Origin of the sequence: Nocardia jiangxiensis NBRC 101359 (assembly GCF_000308615.1) — a bacterium.
Lineage (GTDB): Bacteria > Actinomycetota > Actinomycetes > Mycobacteriales > Mycobacteriaceae > Nocardia > Nocardia jiangxiensis.
Genome location: NZ_BAGB01000027.1, coordinates 91593 through 110236 on the forward strand (window position 1 = coordinate 91593; position 18644 = coordinate 110236).

Annotated in this window: 1 protein-coding gene; it reads left to right on the plus strand. The window is 68.3% G+C overall.

What is annotated here, in order from left to right; all coding sequences use genetic code 11:
- Positions 1-545 precede the first annotated feature (545 nt).
- On the plus strand, positions 546-18614 hold the full coding sequence (locus ON40_RS08950) for a non-ribosomal peptide synthetase (RefSeq protein WP_051192869.1): 18069 nt from the start codon (positions 546-548) through the stop codon (positions 18612-18614).
- The last annotated feature ends 30 nt before the right edge of the window (positions 18615-18644 follow it).

Genomic DNA, 18644 nt, shown 5'->3' on the forward strand with positions numbered 1-18644 from the left:
CCGGACGGGGGATCGGCATTCTGATCGGCCGGGATTCGCGGGTCGCGCCGGTCCGGTGGCTGCCGGTATGCGACGAAACCCTCTACGTCACAGTGAGGTTTAGACCTGAATGGTTTCACGCTGGTTTTCGTTCCCGCGATTCTCAGAGCGCATTTAGCTGCACCATAGCTGTTTTTGCCGTTCTAGGCGCAGGATGGCCGTTCATATAGCCATGCGACATCATGCAACGAGCGTCTCGGTTACATAGCAATTCTTTGGCCACATCCGAAAGGGAAGGGCGAACGACACCCTGCGTTTGTGACCTTGGTCCCTGGGGTTCTGGTCATGAATGGTCCGACGATGGAGGCATGACTGAACCGTCCGGGTTTCGGGGCTGTCGGCGTGAGTCGATGGAACGGGCGTCGACTGCGATGTGCCGTAGTACATGAGCGGGGAGATGTATCGCAGTTATCAAATTGCAAACATCTATCGCGTCGGCACGGGAATTGTTGCGGAAACATAACCCTCTCGTCGGTTGCGAAAATGGAAGATCAGTGGAGATCGATATGCCCCAGTCGAACAATGGCATCGCCGGGGGACGGCTGTCCCCTGATGTGCGTCCGCTGACCGCGGCGCAGCGGGGAATCTGGTTCGCCCAGCACCTCGCCGAGTCGTCACCGATATCCGTGGCCCAGTACGTCGAGATCGTCGGCGCGCTGGATGTCGACCTGCTCGCCGAGGCGTGCCGGACCGCCAGCCGCGAATTCGGGTCCGGCCACCTGCATCTGGTCGAGGTCGACGGCGAGCCACGCCAGTTCGTCGACGAGGAGCACGGCGCGCCGGTCACGGTCCTGGACCTGCGCGGGCACGCCGACCCGGTCACCACGGCGCGCCGGATGATGGTCGAAGAGTATTCCGCGCCACTGGACTTGCTGCACGACGACCTCATGGTCAGCGTGATCTACCACGTAGGTGAGGACCATTTCCTCTGGTATCAACGCGCGCACCACATTGCGCTCGACGGATTCGCCGCGGTGACCATGCTGCACCGGATCACCGAGCTGTACAACGCGTGGATCGCCGGCGAGCAGGCCGCGCCGTCCGCCGCGCGAGATCTGGGCGAGGTCGTCGAACAGGATCTCGCATACCGGGATTCGACGCGTTTCGAGAACGACCGCGACTACTGGACCGAACATCTGGCCGCGGCGCCGCCGGTGGTGAGCCTGGCCGATCGCGTGGACAAGCCCACCATCCATCCGACCCTGATCAGCACGCCGTTGCCGGATCGCACCGCGCGCGCGCTGGACGAGGTCGTGCTCGAGCGGGGCACGAGCGTGACTCCGGTCATCGTCGCGGCCTTCGCGTCCTACCTCGCCCGGATGACCGGAAGTGACGAGGTGCTGCTGAGCCTGCCCGTTTCGGGGCGGCATTCCGCGGTACTGCGCCGTTCCGGCGGGATGGTGGCAAATGTGGTCCCGCTGCGCGTTCGCGTCGCCGGACGCACCGTCGACGAAGTGATCACCGGTACGCAGAGTGAATTGACCAGTGCCCTCCGGCGGCAGCGCTACCGGCAGGAAGACATTTTCCACGATATGGGTATTGCGCGTGACGAAGCGGCATCCTTCGGACCGGCCGTGAATATCATGATGGTCGAGAACGAGGTTGTTCTGGGCAATACCACCGGCCGCCTCAATGTCCTCACATCGGGCCCTACCGCCGATCTTTTCATCAATATCTATCCGGGTGCGGGACGGGACAGTACTCATATCGATTTCCAGGGCAATCCGAGCGCGTATACTCCGGCCGAACTCGCCGGCCACCACAAGCGGTTTCTCATGTTTCTGCAGGAGTTCCTCGCCGGGGGCGGTGAATATCGGGTCGACAAGCTCCCGCTGCTCGAAGGCGCGGAAAGGTCCGAACTGCTGCCCGTGCGGGGGCCCGGCGGGGTCGCTACCCGGTTGCTGCCGGACATTCTGACCGAGAGTGCACGTCGAAATAACCGTGCGCCCGCGATCACCTCGACCGGTCGATCGATGACGTACGGCGAATTGGATGCGAAATCCTCCCAATTGGCCAGGCATCTGATCGCTCGGGGATGCGGGCCGGACACCGTCGTGGCGATCCTGCTGCGCCGCTCGGTCGAATCGGTCATGGCGACCTGGGCGGTCGCCAAATGCGGAGCGGCGTTCGTGCAGTTGTCGCCGGACTATCCGGCGAAGCGGATCGCGCACATGGTCGCCGACAGCGGTGCGAACGTGGCGATCACCATCGACGCGCTCGCCGAGCGGCTCCCGGAGACGCCTCGACTGGTGAAACTCGACGACCAAGCGACCGTATTCGACTGCGACCAGGCCGCCGACGGCCCGATCTCCGACGATGACCGGATTCGGCCGCTGCGACTGTCCAATATCGCCTATCTGACCTACACCTCCGGCTCCACCGGACTGCCGAAGGGCGTGCAGGTCACCCACGCCGGTCTGGCGAACCTCATCGCGGACCGCGCCGCAACCTACGGCGTCGACACCACCTCCCGGGTGTCCTATGCGCTCTCGCCCAGCTTCGACGCCTCGCTGGAGCAGTTCCTGACCTGTTTCGCGAACGGGTCCACCTTGGTGGTCGTGCCGCCCGACGTGACCGGCGGCGAGCCGCTCACGCAGTTGCTGGCCGACGAGCACGTGACCCACCTGACGCTGACGCCCACGATGTTGGCGACCGTGGACCCGAGTCAGGCCGCCGATCTGAAGGTTGTCGTGGTCGGTGGTGACGTGTGCGCACCGCATGTCATCGAGCGGTGGACCCGGTCGCTGTCGATGTACAACGAGTACGGGCCGACCGAGACGACCGTGACCGCCATCGGCGCCCTGCTGCGGGCCGACCGGTCCCACACCGTCGGCGGTCCCATCCGGGGCGTCTCGGCGATGGTCCTGGACCGGACGCTGCAACCGGTGCCCAAGGGCACCTCGGGTGAGCTGTATCTGGCCGGGCCGGGACTGGCCCGGGGATACAGCCACCTGTTCGGGGAGACCGCCGCCCGGTTCGTCGCCGATCCGTACGGCCGCGTGGGCGAGCGGATGTATCGCACCGGTGATATCGCGCGCTGGAGCGGAGAAGGCTCGGAGATCGCGCTGGAACTGATGGGGCGCAGCGACTTTCAGGTCAAGATCCGGGGATACCGGATCGAGCCGGGGGAGATCGACGACACCCTCACCACCCATGAGGATGTGGATCTGTCCGTCACGGTGCCGGTACGCAACAACGTCGGCGCGACCGTGCTGGCGTCGTATGTGGTCCCGGTCGACGGCCGCCGCATCGATCCGCTCGACCTGCAGAGCTTCGCGCGCGAATCCCTTCCGCCGCATATGGTTCCGGCGGTGATCTGCCCGTTGGCGAGCCTGCCGACGAACGCATTCGGCAAACTCGACCGCAGGGCCCTGCCCGCGCCCGAATTCGGCGCCGCGCCGGTCGGCCGCGCACCGGCCACTGTCCGGGAGAAGCTGCTGGCGGAGCTGTTCGCCGAGGTGCTCGGCGTGCCGCGGGTCGGGGCGGACGACAGCTTCTTCGCTCTGGGCGGTGACAGCATTCTGTCGATCCGGCTGGTGGCGCGGGCCAAGTCCCTGGGCGTGGCCTTCTCCACTCAGGATGTGTTCGCGCACAAGACCGTTGCGGGCCTGGCGGCCATCGCGACCGAGGCGTCCGATACGCCGGAGCTGGCGGAGTTTCCCGGCCGCGGCGTGGGGGCGGTACCGCTGTCCCCGATCATGCGCGCCATGCTCGCCCGCGGACATTACGACCGGTTCGCGCAGGCCGCACTCGTGCAGCTGCCCGACGGGGTCGATCGATCGGGACTCGTGCGCGCACTGCGGGTACTGCTGGATCGCCACGACATGCTGCGCGCGGTGCTGCGCGGCGCGCAGTCGGTCGACGGGTTCGTCCAGGTACTCGACCGGGGTGCGGTCGACGCGGACGCCGCGCTCGCGCAGGTCCGGCTCGAACACCGTGACGACGCCGAGATCGACCGGCATCTGCAACGGGCGGCCGATCGCCTGAACCCGGCCGAAGGTGTTCTCGTGCAGGCGGTCTGGATGCAGGACGACGACGATTCCCGGCCCGACCTGATGTGGCTGGTGATCCATCACCTCGCGGTCGACGCGGTGTCCTGGCGCATCCTGCTGGCCGACCTCGCGCAGGCATGGTCGCAGGCCGACGACGACGGCGAATCGCATCTCGGCCCGGCCACCACGTCGTTCCGCCGGTGGGTGCACGGACTGGTCGAGCAGGCGCCGGCCCGGCGCTCGGCCGAGCTGGACATGTGGAAAGACGTTCTCGGACAAGGCGATCGGCTACTCGGGTCGCGCGCGCTGGAGCCCAGTCGTGATGTCGGCGCATCGGCGGACCGGGTACATCAGCGGATCCCGGCGGAGATCGCCGACGCCGTGCTCACCACCATTCCGCAACGTTTCCACTGCAACGCCAACGATCCGCTGCTGACGGCGTTGCTCCTGGCGCTGGGCGTGTGGCGACGTCGGCACGGCAGAGCGGTCCCGGACGAATTGATCTCGCTCGAGGGACACGGCCGCGAGGAGCGAGCCGTGCCCGGCGCGGATCTCGCCGCGACGGTGGGCTGGTTCACCACCCGCTACCCGCTCCGGATCGGACTCGCCGATATAGACCTCGACGACGCGCTCGCGGGCGGTGCGGCCGCGGGGCTGGCGTTGCAGCAGGTGAAGGAGCAACTGCGAGCGGTGCCGGACAACGGCATCGGCTTCGACATGCTGCGCTATCTGGATCCCCGGGGCAGCGCCGAACTCGCGGGCCTGCCCGAACCGCAGATCAGCTTCAACTACCTCGGTCGGGTGGGCACCGCCGAACTCTCCGGGCCCTGGACGCCGACCACCGAATTCACCGCACTGACCGGGACGAGCGATCCGGCGATGACGTTGCCGGCGGTGCTGGATGTCAACGCGATCGCCGAGACGGGGCCCGACGGCCTGCATCTCGATGCGACCTGGGATTTCGCCTCGCGAATTCTGCGGGACGACGAGGTCGCCGAACTCGCCGGGCTGTGGACGAAGGCGCTGAACGGACTTGCCGAGCACGCGCGGTCCGATACCGCGCCGGTTTTCACGCCGTCGGACTTCCCGCTCGTCGAGGTGTCCCAGGACGATATCGACGGTTGGGTGCGCGAATACCCGTCGATGACCGACGTGTGGCCGCTGACGGCGTTGCAGTCCGGGCTGCTGTTCCACGCGGTCTACGCCGACGACGACGTCGACGGCTATATCGTGCAGGCGGCGCTGACGTTCACCGGTGCGGTGGACGGCGAGCGGATGCAGCGGGCCGCGCAGCTGCTCGTCGACCGGCACGACAGTCTGCGGACCGCATTCGTCGAGAGTGCCGAGGGGCCACGTCAGATCGTCACGCGCGACGCCTCGGTCGAATGGCATGCCACGAGCGTCGCGGAGATCGCCGACGCCGGTGAGCGCGCCGAGGCGTTCGATCGCCTGGCGGCCGCGCAGGCCGCCGCGTTCGATCCGGCCCGCCCGCCGCTGATGCGTTTCCACCTGGTGCGCACCGGAGCGGATGCGTATCGGCTGATCGTCACGAATCACCACCTGGTGCTGGACGGCTGGTCGATGCCCCTGCTGATCCAGGAACTGCTCGCGCTGTACGCATCGGATTGCGACACTGCCGAACTCGCGCCTCCGCGGTCGTATCGGGAGTATCTGCGCTGGCTGGGGGAGCGCGATCACGAGGCCACCGTGGCCGCGTGGCGGGACACGCTCGCCGGGATCGACAGCCCGACGCGGGTCACCACCGCTGCGGATCCGGCCGCGACCGTGCGCAACGGCGAGGTCACCCTGGATCTGGATGCCGCGACCAGCGCTGCGATCGCGGACCTGGGCCGCTCGCACGGCGTCACGGCCAATACGTCGCTGCAGGTGGCGTGGGCGCTGTTGGTCGCGGCCCTGACCGGCCGGTCCGACGTGGTGTTCGGCAACACCGTCTCCCAGCGTCCGCCGGAGATCCCGGATGTGGAGCGCATGGTCGGGCTGCTGGTCAACACGCTGCCGGTGCGCGTGCGGCTCGATCCGGGCGAAACGGTCGCCGATCTGCTCGTCCGGGTGCAATCCGAACAGGCCGCCATGGTGGAACATCGGCACATCGGCCTGGCGGAGCTGCAACGGGTCACCGGCATCGCGGATATGTTCGACACCGCGACGGTGCTCGAGTCCTACCCGGTCGACCAGGAACTGTTGACGCGCAACCTCGGTGACGCGGGTCTGCGTCTGATCGACATCGACGCCCACGACGCCACGCCGTATCCGCTGAGCCTGCAGGTGACCCCGCCGCGGTCGGCTCGGGCGGGCGATTCGGGCGACGGTGCGTCCGGGACCTACACGGTGGCACTGAAATTCGCCCTCGACCGGTTCGATCCGGACCGTGCGCGGGTGCTGCTCGAACGATTCGAGTCGCTGCTCACCCAGATCGTGACCGATCCGGCGCGGAAGGTGGCCGCGGTCACCTGCTCTGCGGATTCCGAACACGCGGAACTGATCTCGGTGCGCGGTGCCGAGCCGGTCGCCGAAACCGTACTGCGCGAGATCCTGTGGGGAACCGCACGGCGGTATCCGGATGCGGTGGCCGTCCGATCCGGGACGACCGCTTGGACCTATGCGGAGCTCGCGCAGCGCGCGGAGGCCGTGGCACAGCTGCTGGCCGAGGGGGGTGCCGGTGCCGAATCAATTGTCGCAGTGGCAATTCCGCGTTCGGCCGAACTGATCGTCGCGATCTGGGCGGCGGCCAGGACCGGCGCCGCGTTCCTCCCGTTGGATCCCGACAACCCCACCGCGCGCACCGCGGAACTGCTGTCCGACACTCGAACCCGGATGGGCCTGACGACACGTGCTGTGGCACAGACACTTCCGGACACCGTCGAGTGGCTGGTGCTGGACGCCGAGGCCGAGCCGGTCCGTGCTTCCGGCACAGCTGTGCCCGCGGGCGACCTGTCGGCCGACAATGCCGCGTACGTGATCTACACGTCCGGATCGACCGGTAAGCCCAAGGCCGTGCATCTCGCTCATCGGGGTCTGGCCGATCTGGTCGCGGCGCAGGCCGAGGCGTTCGGCGTGGGTCTCGACGCGACGGTGCTGCAGGTCGCGTCGCCGGGATTCGATGCGTGTGTGTCGGAGTTGTTGCTGGCACACGGTAGTGGCGCAGGTCTGGTGGTCGCGCCGCCGGAGGTGTACGGCGGCGTCGATCTCGAGGAATTGATTCGGGCGCAACGGATTACCCATGCGATCATCACCCCGTCGGTGCTGAACACCATGGATCCGTCCCGGATCCCGTCGCTGCGGACCCTCGCGGTCGTCGGCGAGGCGACCGGGCCGGACACCGTGAATCGGTGGGCCCCGGGGCGGCTGCTGATGAATCACTACGGACCCACCGAGAGCACGATCTGGGCGACCGGTTCGGATGCCCTGCTGCCGGGTGATCAGGTGACCATCGGCGGTCCGATCCACGGCGTGCGCGCGCTGGTGCTGGACATGTGGCTGCGGCCGGTGCCGATGGGTGTCGTCGGCGAGCTCTACCTGGGTGGACCGGGTTTGGCGCGCGGGTATGTCGATCGACCGGATGTGACCGCCTCGCGATTCGTCGCGGATCCGCGATCGGCCACCGGTGAGCGGATCTACCGCACGGGTGACTCGGTGCGGTGGGTGCGCGGTCGCACCGGTCCGGCCCTGGAATACCTGGGTCGCTCCGATCAGCAGGTCAAGATTCACGGTCTGCGGATCGAACCCGGGGAGATCGACGCCCGTGTCGCCAATTACCCGGATGTGGCGAGCGTCGCGACCGTCGTGGTGGAAGGACCTGCGGGAGAACCGATTCTGGTCTGCTATGTCGTCTCCGCGTCGGCTGCCGGGGTGGACGTACCGGCGCTGACCGATGAGCTCGCGCGCACGCTGCCCCGGTACATGAATCCCGCGGCGATCGTGCAACTCGATCGGATGCCGCGCACGCCGACCGGAAAGATCGACCGGAAAGCGTTGCAGCAGAGCGCCTTCGGTCCCGAGGCGATGGGTGGCAGGCTGCCGTCCACACCGCAGGAGCGCATCGTGGCGAAACTCTTCGCCGACGTGCTCCACCTCGACACGGTGTCCGCGGACAGCAACTTCTTCGCCCTCGGCGGGGACAGCATCGTGTCGATGCGGATGGTGGCGCTGGCCAGATCCGCCGGGCTGAATCTCACCCCGCGAGATGTGTTCGAGGCCAAGACGGTTGCGGCCCTCGCCGCCCTGGCGGGTGGCGCACAGGCTCCCCGGGAATCCGACGGCGCTGCGCTCGTCGAACTCGAACAACGGGATATCGATCGGCTCGAGCGGCGGTACAGCGGTCTGTCCGACATCTGGCCGTTGTCGCCCATGCAGTCCGGCGTGCACTTCCACTCGACGTACGATCCGGACGCCGGGGACGACTACACGGTTCAGACGGCGATCGATTTCTCCGGCGAGGTCGACGCCGAACGCCTGCGCCGCGCCGCGCAGGCCGTGGTCGACCGGCACGACATCCTGCGGGCCGCCTTCGTGGAGACCTCGGCGGGGCCGTGCCAGATCGTGCTGGACCATGCCGAGATCCCGTTCCGGGACATCGATCTCACCGATGACGACGATGCGACGTCGCCGGAATGCATTGCCGCGGCGGATGCGGCGGCGGGGTTCGACCTGTCGGCTCCTCCGCTCGTCCGGTTCACCTTGATCCGGCTGGCTCCGGAATCATTCCGGCTGCTGGTCACGAATCACCATGTGATCCTGGACGGCTGGTCGATGCCGCTGCTGATGCGAGAACTGCTGGACTACTACGGATCTCCCGCGCACATCGGCGCCGCCGGACCCGCGCCGTCCTATCGCGACTATCTGGCCTGGCTGCGCCGGCAGGACAGCTCTGTCGCCAAAGCGGCCTGGGCACAGGCATTCTCCGATGTCGACTCGCCGACCAGGGTCTCGCGCGGATCCGGCACGACGGGTTCGGTCTCCGCCGGGGAGGTCGAGGCCGAGCTGACGGCGGACCGTTTCGAGGATCTCCGCTTGGCGGCGGCGGATGCGGCGGTCACGGTCAACACCGTCGTCTCCGCGGCCTGGGCACTGAATCTGCGCATGCTGACCGGTGAGACCGATGTGATCTTCGGCGCCTCGGTGTCCGGCCGGCCCGCGGAGCTGCCGCAGGTCGAGCAGACGCTCGGCATGTTCCTCAATACGATTCCGGTGCGCGTGCAGTTCGAACCGGCGATGACGGTGCGCGAGTTGCTGACCGGCATCCAGGCGGGGCACGCCCGCATGCTGGACCACCACCACATCGGCCTGCCCGAGATACACCGCAGCGTCGGTATGACCGAACTGTTCGACACCGCGATCACATTCCAGTCCTTCCCGGTCGATCGGACCGCACTGCAACTGCTGGTCGACGCGGCCGGTCTGCAGGTGGACGAACTCACCGGCGTGGACGCGACGCCGTACCCGCTGAGCCTGGTCGTGGAACCGGTCCCGGACGAGCACGGCGAGGCGCGCGGACTGCGGATCGTCCTGCGATTCCACGACCGGGAATTCGACACCGCCTCGGCGCGGCGCATTCTCGACCGCACGGTCGCGCTGCTGTGCCGGCTGGCGGCGAACGCGTCGGTGCGACTCGGTGAACTGTCGCTGGACGAGGAGCCGTCACCGTCGCGGCCGATACTGGATGCGGAACACGAGATTCCGAGCACGCTGGATCGGATTCTGGCCGACGCCGTCGCGGACGACCCCGATGCGGTCGCGATGCGATACGGCGGGGTCGCCACCACCTATCGCCAGCTCGACGAGCTGTCCACCCGGCTGGCTCGAATCCTGTTGCGGCACGGGGCGCGTCGGGGGCGGATCGTCGCGGTCGTGTTGTCCAGGTCGCCCGCGGCCGTGGTCAGCCTGTGGGCGGTGGCGAAGACCGGTGCGGCATTCCTGCCGATCGATCCGACCCTGCCCGTGGAGCGGATCGATTTCCTGCTCGCGGATTCGACGGTCACGCTCGGGGTGACCGACGAGGTCGGCCGGACTTCGCTGCCGCACGGCGTCGACTGGCTGGTCCTGGATCAGGAGCAGCCGTTGGGTGACCGGGTCGCGGCTGCCGCCGGTCCGATCACCGATGCCGAACGCGGCGAACCGATTCGGCCGGATCAGCTCGCCTGGGTGAGCTACACCTCCGGCTCGACCGGAACCCCCAAGGGCGTCCTGGTCACCCACCGCGGACTGGCCGATCTCGTTGCCGCGCAACGGCGAATACTGTACGTCGGCCCGAGGTCGGTGGTGCTGCAGGTCGCCTCGCCGAGCTTCGACGCCTCGATCTTCGAACTGTTGCTGGCGCACGGCTCGGGCGGTCGGCTGATCGTCTCGCCTGCGGATGTGTACGCCGGTCCCGCACTGGCGGAACTGCTGGCGCGCGAACATGTTTCGCACGCGGTCGTGACGCCCTCGGCGCTGGCGACGGTGCCGCCCGACGGCCTGGACGCACTGTGTGTGCTGGCGACGGCCGGTGAGCCGGTCGGGCCGGAGCTCGTCGAGCGGTGGGCGCCGCATCGCACCATGGTCAATCTGTACGGTCCCAGTGAGAGCACCATCTGGGCGACCGCCAGCGACCAGTTGGTCCCCGGCGCTCCGATCACGATCGGCAAGCCGGTCGGGCCGGTCGCGGCACTGGTGCTGGACACGTGGTTGCGGCCCGTGCCGCACGGTGTCGCGGGTGAGCTGTATCTGTTCGGCGCGGGACTGGCCGACGGGTACGTTGGCAGGACCGGGTTGAGTTCGGGACGGTTCGTCGCCTGCTCGTTCGGCGCGGCGGGGCAGCAGATGTACCGCACCGGCGACATGGTCCGCCGCACCGCCGATGGCGCGCTGGAATTCCTGGGGCGCAACGACTTCCAGGTCAAGGTGCGCGGCACCCGGGTCGAACCGGGTGAGATCGACGCGGTGCTGGGTGCGCGCGCGGATGTGGCGTACGCGGTCACGGTGCCGCGCAGCGACGGCGGGCGACCGGTGGTGCTGGTGTCCTATGTGGTGCCCGCGGCCGGGACACGGATCTCGGGTCAGGAGTTGCGCGCGGCACTGACCGACGCGCTGCCCCCGTACCTGGTGCCCTCGGCGGTGCTGGTGCTGGACGAGGTGCCGCTGACCGCCAACGGGAAGCTGGATCGTGACCGGCTGCCCGAACCGGTCACCGCCGCAACGCAATTCCGGGCGCCGGCCGCGGGGACCGAGGAACTGATCGCGCAGACGTTCGAGCAGGTCCTCGACGTCGAGCGGGTGGGCGCGGACGACGACTTCTTCGCACTGGGCGGCGATTCGCTCAGCGCGGCGACCGTCGTGGCGCGCATCGGTTCGGCGCTGGATGTGCGCGTGCCGGTGCGGCTGGTGTTCGAGGCGCCGACCGTCGGCGGGTTGGCCGTGCTCGCGGCGACTCTCGGTGGTGCCGGACGGCTGCCGCTGGTGCCCGAGGAGCGCCCCGACCCGGTGCCGCTGTCGCTGGCGCAGCAGCGGATGTGGTTCCTGAACCGGTTCGAGCCGGATTCGGCCGCCTACAACATCCCGGTGATGCTGCGGCTGTCGGGCGAACTGGACGTCGCGGCGCTGGCAGATGCCCTCGGCGACGTGATGACCCGGCACGAGGTGCTGCGCACGATCTATCCGGAATCCTCCGGTGAGCCGCGACAGGTCGTACTCGACGAGCCGGCGGTGCCGGTGGAGCGGATGCGCGTCCCGGACGATGCGGTCGCCGAGACGGTCGGTGAGTTCGTGCGGCGCGGATTCGATGTGACCACGCGGGTGCCGATGCGCGTCGGACTGTTCGAACCGGACGCCGAGAAGGACAGTGGCACAGCACAATTCCTGCTGGTACTGGTGGTGCACCATATCGCCGGGGACGGCCAGTCGATGGGCCCGCTGGCGCGTGATGTGATGGCGGCCTATGCCGCCCGCCTGGCCGGGCGAGCCCCGCAGTGGGAGCCGCTGGCCGTGCAGTACGCGGATTTCGCGTGGTGGCAGCGCCGGATGCTGGGCACCGCGGACGATCCGGCCTCGCTGATGTCCGAACAGCTGGAATTCTGGCGCTCGGCGCTCGCGGGCGCACCCGACCGGCTCGACCTCCCCGCCGATCGGCCGCGTCCGGCCGTGGCCTCGCTGTCGGGTGGCCGGGTGCCGGTGCGCATCGATGCGAAGGTGCACGGGCGGCTGCTCGAGCTGGCCCGCGCGCACGGGACGTCGCTGTTCATGGTCGTGCACGCGGCCTTGGCCACGGTGCTCGGTCGGCTGGGCGGTAGCGAGGACATCGTGATCGGCACCCCGATCGCGGGACGTGGCGAACCCGGTCTGGACGATCTGGTGGGAATGTTCGTCAACACCCTCGCCCTGCGGACCCGGGTCGATATCGGTGAGCCGTTCACCGAGTTGCTGATGCGCGCCCGGGAGACGGATCTGCGGGCGTTCGATCATGCGGACGTGCCGTTCGAGCGCGTCGTGGAGGAGCTGAATCCGGAGCGGTCCCCGGCTCGTCATCCGCTGTTCCAGGTGGTCCTGGCCTTCCAGAACATGTCGAGGATGGATGTCACGCTGCCCGGTGTGCGGATTTCCCGGGCCGAGGTCGACACCGGCGCGAGCCAGTTCGACCTGCAGCTGATCCTGTCCGAGAATGCCGGTGAAGTCGGTGCGGCACAGGGTATTTCGGGCATGATGAGTTATGCGCGGGATATGTTCGACGAGGCGACCGCGGCGGGATTCGTCGCGCGTTTGATGCGGGTGCTGGAGGCGGTCACCACCGATCCGGACGTCCGGGTCGGCGATATCGAATGGCTGGACGCCGAGGAATGTTCGATGCTCACCTCGCAGGTGGGCGCGCGCGTAGCGGCGCGGCAGCGGCCACCCGAACTGCTGCCGGATCTGTTCGCCGCGGCCGTGCGGGAGAACGGCGACGGTGTCGCCCTCGTCTCGGGAAGCACCACGTTGACCTACACCGAACTCGACGAACGCGCGAACCGGCTGGCCAGGCTGCTGATCGCCCGTGGTGCGGGCCCGGAGAGCCCGGTGCTGGTCGCGGTGCCGCGATCGATCGAATCGGTCGTGTCCTGGTGGGCGGTGGTCGCGACAGGTGCGGTATATGTGCCGGTGGACCCAGCCTATCCTGCCGGGCGAATCGCCCAGATGATCTCGGATTCCGGTGCGACACTGGGGGTTACGGTGTCCTCGGCGCGTGCCTCGATCCCCGATTCGGTGGACTGGATCGTCCTCGACGACGCGCAGGTCGCCGCCCGGATCGACGCGTCGGCGAGTGGCCGGATCGGTGACGGCGAACGCCGCCGTCCGCTGCGTGCGACGAACACCGCGTACGTGGTCTTCACCTCCGGATCCACCGGTGTGCCCAAGGGGGTCTCGGTAACACATTCGGGCACAGCGGATTTCGTCTCCTCGTTGGGCGGCGCTCCGAAACGGCGGCACACGTCCCGGGTGTTGCACTTCGCCTCGCCGTCGTTCGATGCCTCGCTGCTGGAGATCCTGCTGGCGGTCGGCCGGGCCGGTGCGGTCATCGTGGCTCCGACACAGATCTACGGCGGTGAGGAGTTGGCGGAGCTGCTGCGGTCGCAACGGGTCACGGATGCGTTCTTGACTCCGGCCGCGCTCGCCTCGGTGGATCCGGCGGGTATGGACGATCTGGCCCTGGTCATGTCCGGTGGTGACGAGGTTCCGGCGGATCTGGTGAACCGTTGGGCGGAAACCGATCTCGCCGGCGCCCGGCAGTTCCGGGTGCTCTACGGCCCGACCGAGACGACGATGGTCACCACGTCGACGAACGGGCTGCGCCCGGGGCAGCATCCGACGATCGGTGGCCCGCTCGCCGGTGTGCAGACACTGGTCCTGGACGCCCGGTTGCGGCCGGCGCCGGTCGGGGTGGCCGGCGAGCTGTATCTCGCGGGCCCGGCGCTGGCGCGCGGATACCTGAACCGGGCGGCGACGAGTGCGGCGCGATTCGTGGCGAACCCGTTCGCCGAGCCGGGACATCGCATGTACCGTACCGGCGACGTGGTGCGCCTGAACTCCGACGGTGATCTGGAGTTCCTGGGCCGCAACGACTTCCAGGTGAAGATCCGTGGTTACCGGGTCGAGCTCGGTGAGATCGACGCGGCGCTGCGGGAGCGTGCGGACGTGGCATACGCGGTGACCCTGTCCCGCGGTGCGGGTGTCGGTCCGGCGATGCTGGTGTCCTATGTGGTGCCCGAACCCGGGTCGAGCATCTCGGCCGAACAGCTGCGTGCGGCGCTGTCCGAGGCACTGCCGTCCTATCTGGTGCCCGCCGCGGTGATGATCATCGACCGGATTCCGTTGTCGCCCAACGGGAAGATCGATCGCGCCGCGCTGCCCGAACCCGTGGTCCAGGCCAAGCGGTTCCGGGCTCCGGCCTCGGTGGTCGAGGAAGTGGTCGCGGGGGTGTTCGCCGACGTGCTGGGTATCGGCGGTCCGGTGGGAGCCGACGACGACTTCTTCGATCTGGGCGGCAACAGCCTGGTCGCCACCCGGGTCGCCGCGCGGATCGGCGCGGCCCTGGATGCGACCATTCCGGTGGCGATGATCTTCGAGGCGCCGACCGTCGCGCGGCTGGCCGCGCGCGCGGAATCGCATGCCGACACCGGCCGGGTGGCGTTGACCGCACAGCAGCGGCCGCGGCGAATTCCGCTGTCGTACGCACAGCAGCGGATGTGGTTCCTGAACCGGCTCGAACCGGACTCGGCGGCCTACAGCATTCCGATCACGCTGCGGCTGTCGGGACGGCTCGATCTCGACGCGTTGCGCGCGGCCATCGAGGACGTGCTGAACCGGCACGAGGTGCTGCGGACGGTATACCCGTACTCGGAGGGCGAGCCGTCCCAGGTCGTCCTTCCGGTCGCGGCGGCCATCTCGCCGATCACCGTGGTCTCGATCGCGGAATCCGAACTGGCCGAATCGTTGTCGGCGTTCGCCGGGGCGGTGTTCGATGTGACGATCGAGACGCCGGTGCGGGCCCGGCTGTTCGAACTGGGGCAGGACGAATCGGTGCTGGCGATCGTGGTGCACCACATCTGCTGTGACGGGTCCTCGCTGGTTCCGCTGGCGCGGGACATGATGACCGCGTACACCGCGCGCACGCGTGGCGAAGCGCCGAACTGGTCGCCGCTGCCGGTGCAGTACGCCGACTACGCGATCTGGCAGAAGGCGGTACTGGGCTCGGAAGACGATCCCGAGTCGCTGCTGCGCGCCCAGATCGACGAGTGGACAACCGAATTGGCGGAGTTGCCTGCCCTGCTGGAACTGCCGACCGACCGGCCGCGTCCGCCCGTGCAGACCTATGCGGGTGCGAGTGTGCCGTTCGCCGTGTCCGCCGATCTGCACGCGAGGTTGCAGGCGGTGGCGCGAACACACAACACGACGCTGTTCATGGTCGTGCATGCCGCGCTCGCGGCCACGCTGGGCCGGCTGGCCGACGCCGACGACGTCGCGATCGGCACCCCGTACGCGGGCCGTGGTGAAGCCGAGCTCGACGATCTGGTCGGCATGTTCGTCAACACCCTGGTGCTGCGCACGCGGCTGAACCCGGCGATGACGTTCACCGAGTTGCTCGAACACGTGCGGGAGACCGATCTGGCCGCCTTCGGCCGCGCCGACGTTCCGTTCGAGCGGCTGGTGCAGGTGCTGAACCCGGTGCGCTCGCACGCGCACCACCCGCTGTTCCAGGTGATGCTGGCATTCCAGAACCTCGCCAGTGCCGAGTTCGAACTGCCGGGTCTGTCGGCGTCGACCCTGACGACCGACACCGATATCGCCCTGTTCGACCTGCAGATCACGGTGTCGGACTCCTACGGTCCCGACGGTGCTCCGGCGGGGATCGACGGTGCGGTGACGTACGCGACCGATCTGTTCGACGCCGCCACGGTGACCGCGACGGTGGATCGCCTGCTGCGGTTGCTCGACGCCGCGGCAGCGGATCCGGCGCGGCCGGTGTACGAGGTGGATCTGCTCGAGGCGCAGGAGCGGGAAGCCGTTCTGACGCGCTGGAATTCGACGGAAGTAGCACTACCGGCCGACGATACGATCGCCTCGGTCTTCGCCGAATCGGCACGGCGGCATGCGGATCGCACCGCGGTGATCAGCGGCGAGCAGTCGCTGACGTACGCGGAGTTCGCGGCGCGGGTGAACCGGCTCGCGCGTTGGCTGATCTCGCGCGGCGTGGGTCCGGAGTCGTTGGTGGCGTTGCGAATGCGGCGCTCGCTGGACCAGGTCACCGCCGTACACGCGGTACAGGCCGCCGGTGGCGGGTACGTGCCGGTCGATCCGGACCTTCCGGACGAGCGCATCGCGTACATGCTCTCGACCGCCGCGCCCGTGCTGGAGCTGTCCACCCTCGACGGGCTGGAGCTGTCCGGATTCGACGATGCGCCCGTCACCGACGCCGATCGGATCGCCCCGGTGCGGCCGCACAACGTCGCCTACGTGCTGTTCACCTCGGGATCGACCGGACGCCCGAAAGGTGTTGCGGTATCGCAGGGTTCGATGATGAACCAGTTGCGGTGGTTGTGTGCGGCCTACGAGCTGACACCGGCGGACGTGGTGCTGCACAAGACCCCGATGACGTTCGACGTATCGGTCTGGGAGCTGTTCGCGACTCCGATGGTCGGTGCGCGGATGGTGATCGCGCGGCCCGACGGGCACGGAGATCCGGCGTACCTCGCCGAAACCATTGCTGTTCAACAGGTTACGGTAACCTCGTTCGTCCCGTCGATGCTGGCGGTGTTCGCGGACGCGGCGCCGGCGCAGCCGCTGGGGTCGCTGCGGGCGATTCTCGTCGGCGGTGAGGCATTCGGCGCGGAGATGGTGGCCGCGGTGCGGCGGATCATGCCCGAGGTCGAGTTGGACAATCTGTACGGGCCGACCGAAACCACCGTCCACGCGACCTCGCATCGGGTGACCGAAGCCGACGACGGAAGCATGCCGACGGGCAGGCCTGTGTGGAACACCCGGGCCTACATCCTGGACTCGCGGTTGCGTCCGGTGCCGCCCGGTGTCGCCGGGGAGCTGTACCTGTCGGGAGCCCAGGTCGCCCGCGGCTATCAGTCGCGTCCGGGCCTGACTGCGGAACGGTTCATCCCCGACCTGTTCGACGCGGGGCAGCGGATGTACCGCACGGGCGACGTGGTGCGCTGGCGCCCCGACGGCGAACTGGAATACCTGGGCCGCGCCGATTTCCAGGTGAAGCTGCGCGGCCTGCGCATCGAACTCGGTGAGATCGAGACGGTTCTCGCCGAGTATCCCGGCATCGCACGGGCGATCGCGGCGGTGCGTTCCAACGGCAGCGGGGCTCAGCTCGTCGGCTATCTCGTGCCCGCCGCGGGTTCCACCATCGACACCGCAGCGGCCCTGGCGCACGCGGCGAGCGAACTGCCCAACTACATGGTGCCCGCCACGCTGACGACACTGGACACGGTGCCACTCACCGCGTCGGGCAAGCTGGATCGCTCCCGACTACCGGATCCGGTGCTTGCGGTCGGGGAGTTCCGAGAGCCCGCGTCGTGGCTGGAGGGTGTGGTTGCCCGGATCTTCGGGCAGGTGCTCGAGGTCGACCGGGTGGGCGTCGACGACGACTTCTACGCCATGGGCGGTAACTCGCTGCGGTCGGTGCAGGTGGTGACCGAGCTGAAGAAGGAACTCGACTACGAGTTTCCGATCAGCTGGATGCTGTCGGACCCCACCCCGGCCGATCTGGCCCGGCGGATCGAATCCGCGATGCGCTCGGGTCAGGCCGCCGCCGCAGGCACCTCGGGATTCGATGTGCTGCTGCCGATCCGGACCACCGGTACGCGACCTCCGCTGTTCTGCATCCACCCCGCCTCCGGTCTGTCGTGGTGCTACCACGCGCTCGGCGAATATCTCTCCGCCGGTCGGCCGATCTACGGCATCCAGGCGCCGCAGATCGGTGGTGAGCTCCCCGGTCCGAGATCGATCGAGGACATCGCCCGGCGCTACGCCGAGGAGATCCGGGCGATCCAGCCGCACGGTCCCTACCATCTGCTGGGCTGGTCGCTGGGTGGTCTGATCGCCCACGCCATCGCCGCGGAGATGCGTGCCGCCGGTGAACAGATCGCGCTGCTGGCGGTGCTGGACGCCGAGGCGGACGGCATCGATGAGGAGTCGGTCTCGGACGTCATGGCCGGAGAACTGATCAGCAACCTCGGCCCGGTACTGGGCATCGATTTCGTGCGGCCCGATGCGACCGCGGAAGAGGCCGCGGAACTGATCCGTACGCATCTTGGTGACGGGGTGGGCATCGACGCGGAGATGATCGAACGCCTCACCGACGCCTACAACCTGTCGATACGGGCCGCGGGCGCTTGGCAACCGCCGGTCGTGGACAGCGACATGCTCTACTTCACCGCGACGCGGGATCGCCGGCCCGATGTGGCAGGTCATCAGGGATGGGAGCCGCTGATCACCGGCAGTATCGCCAACGTCGACATCGATGCCACCCACCTGGCGATGACCGAACCGGGTGCGATCGCCAAGATCGCTCGCGTCCTCAACGCACGATTAGATCAGTGAGGCAGAGGGTCGTCGGCCTGTCCGTGCGAA

Coding starts and splice junctions, on each gene's coding strand:
- ON40_RS08950 (WP_051192869.1), top strand. CDS start 546: ATGCCCCAGTCGAACAATGGCATCGCCGGGGGACGGCTGTCCCCTGAT.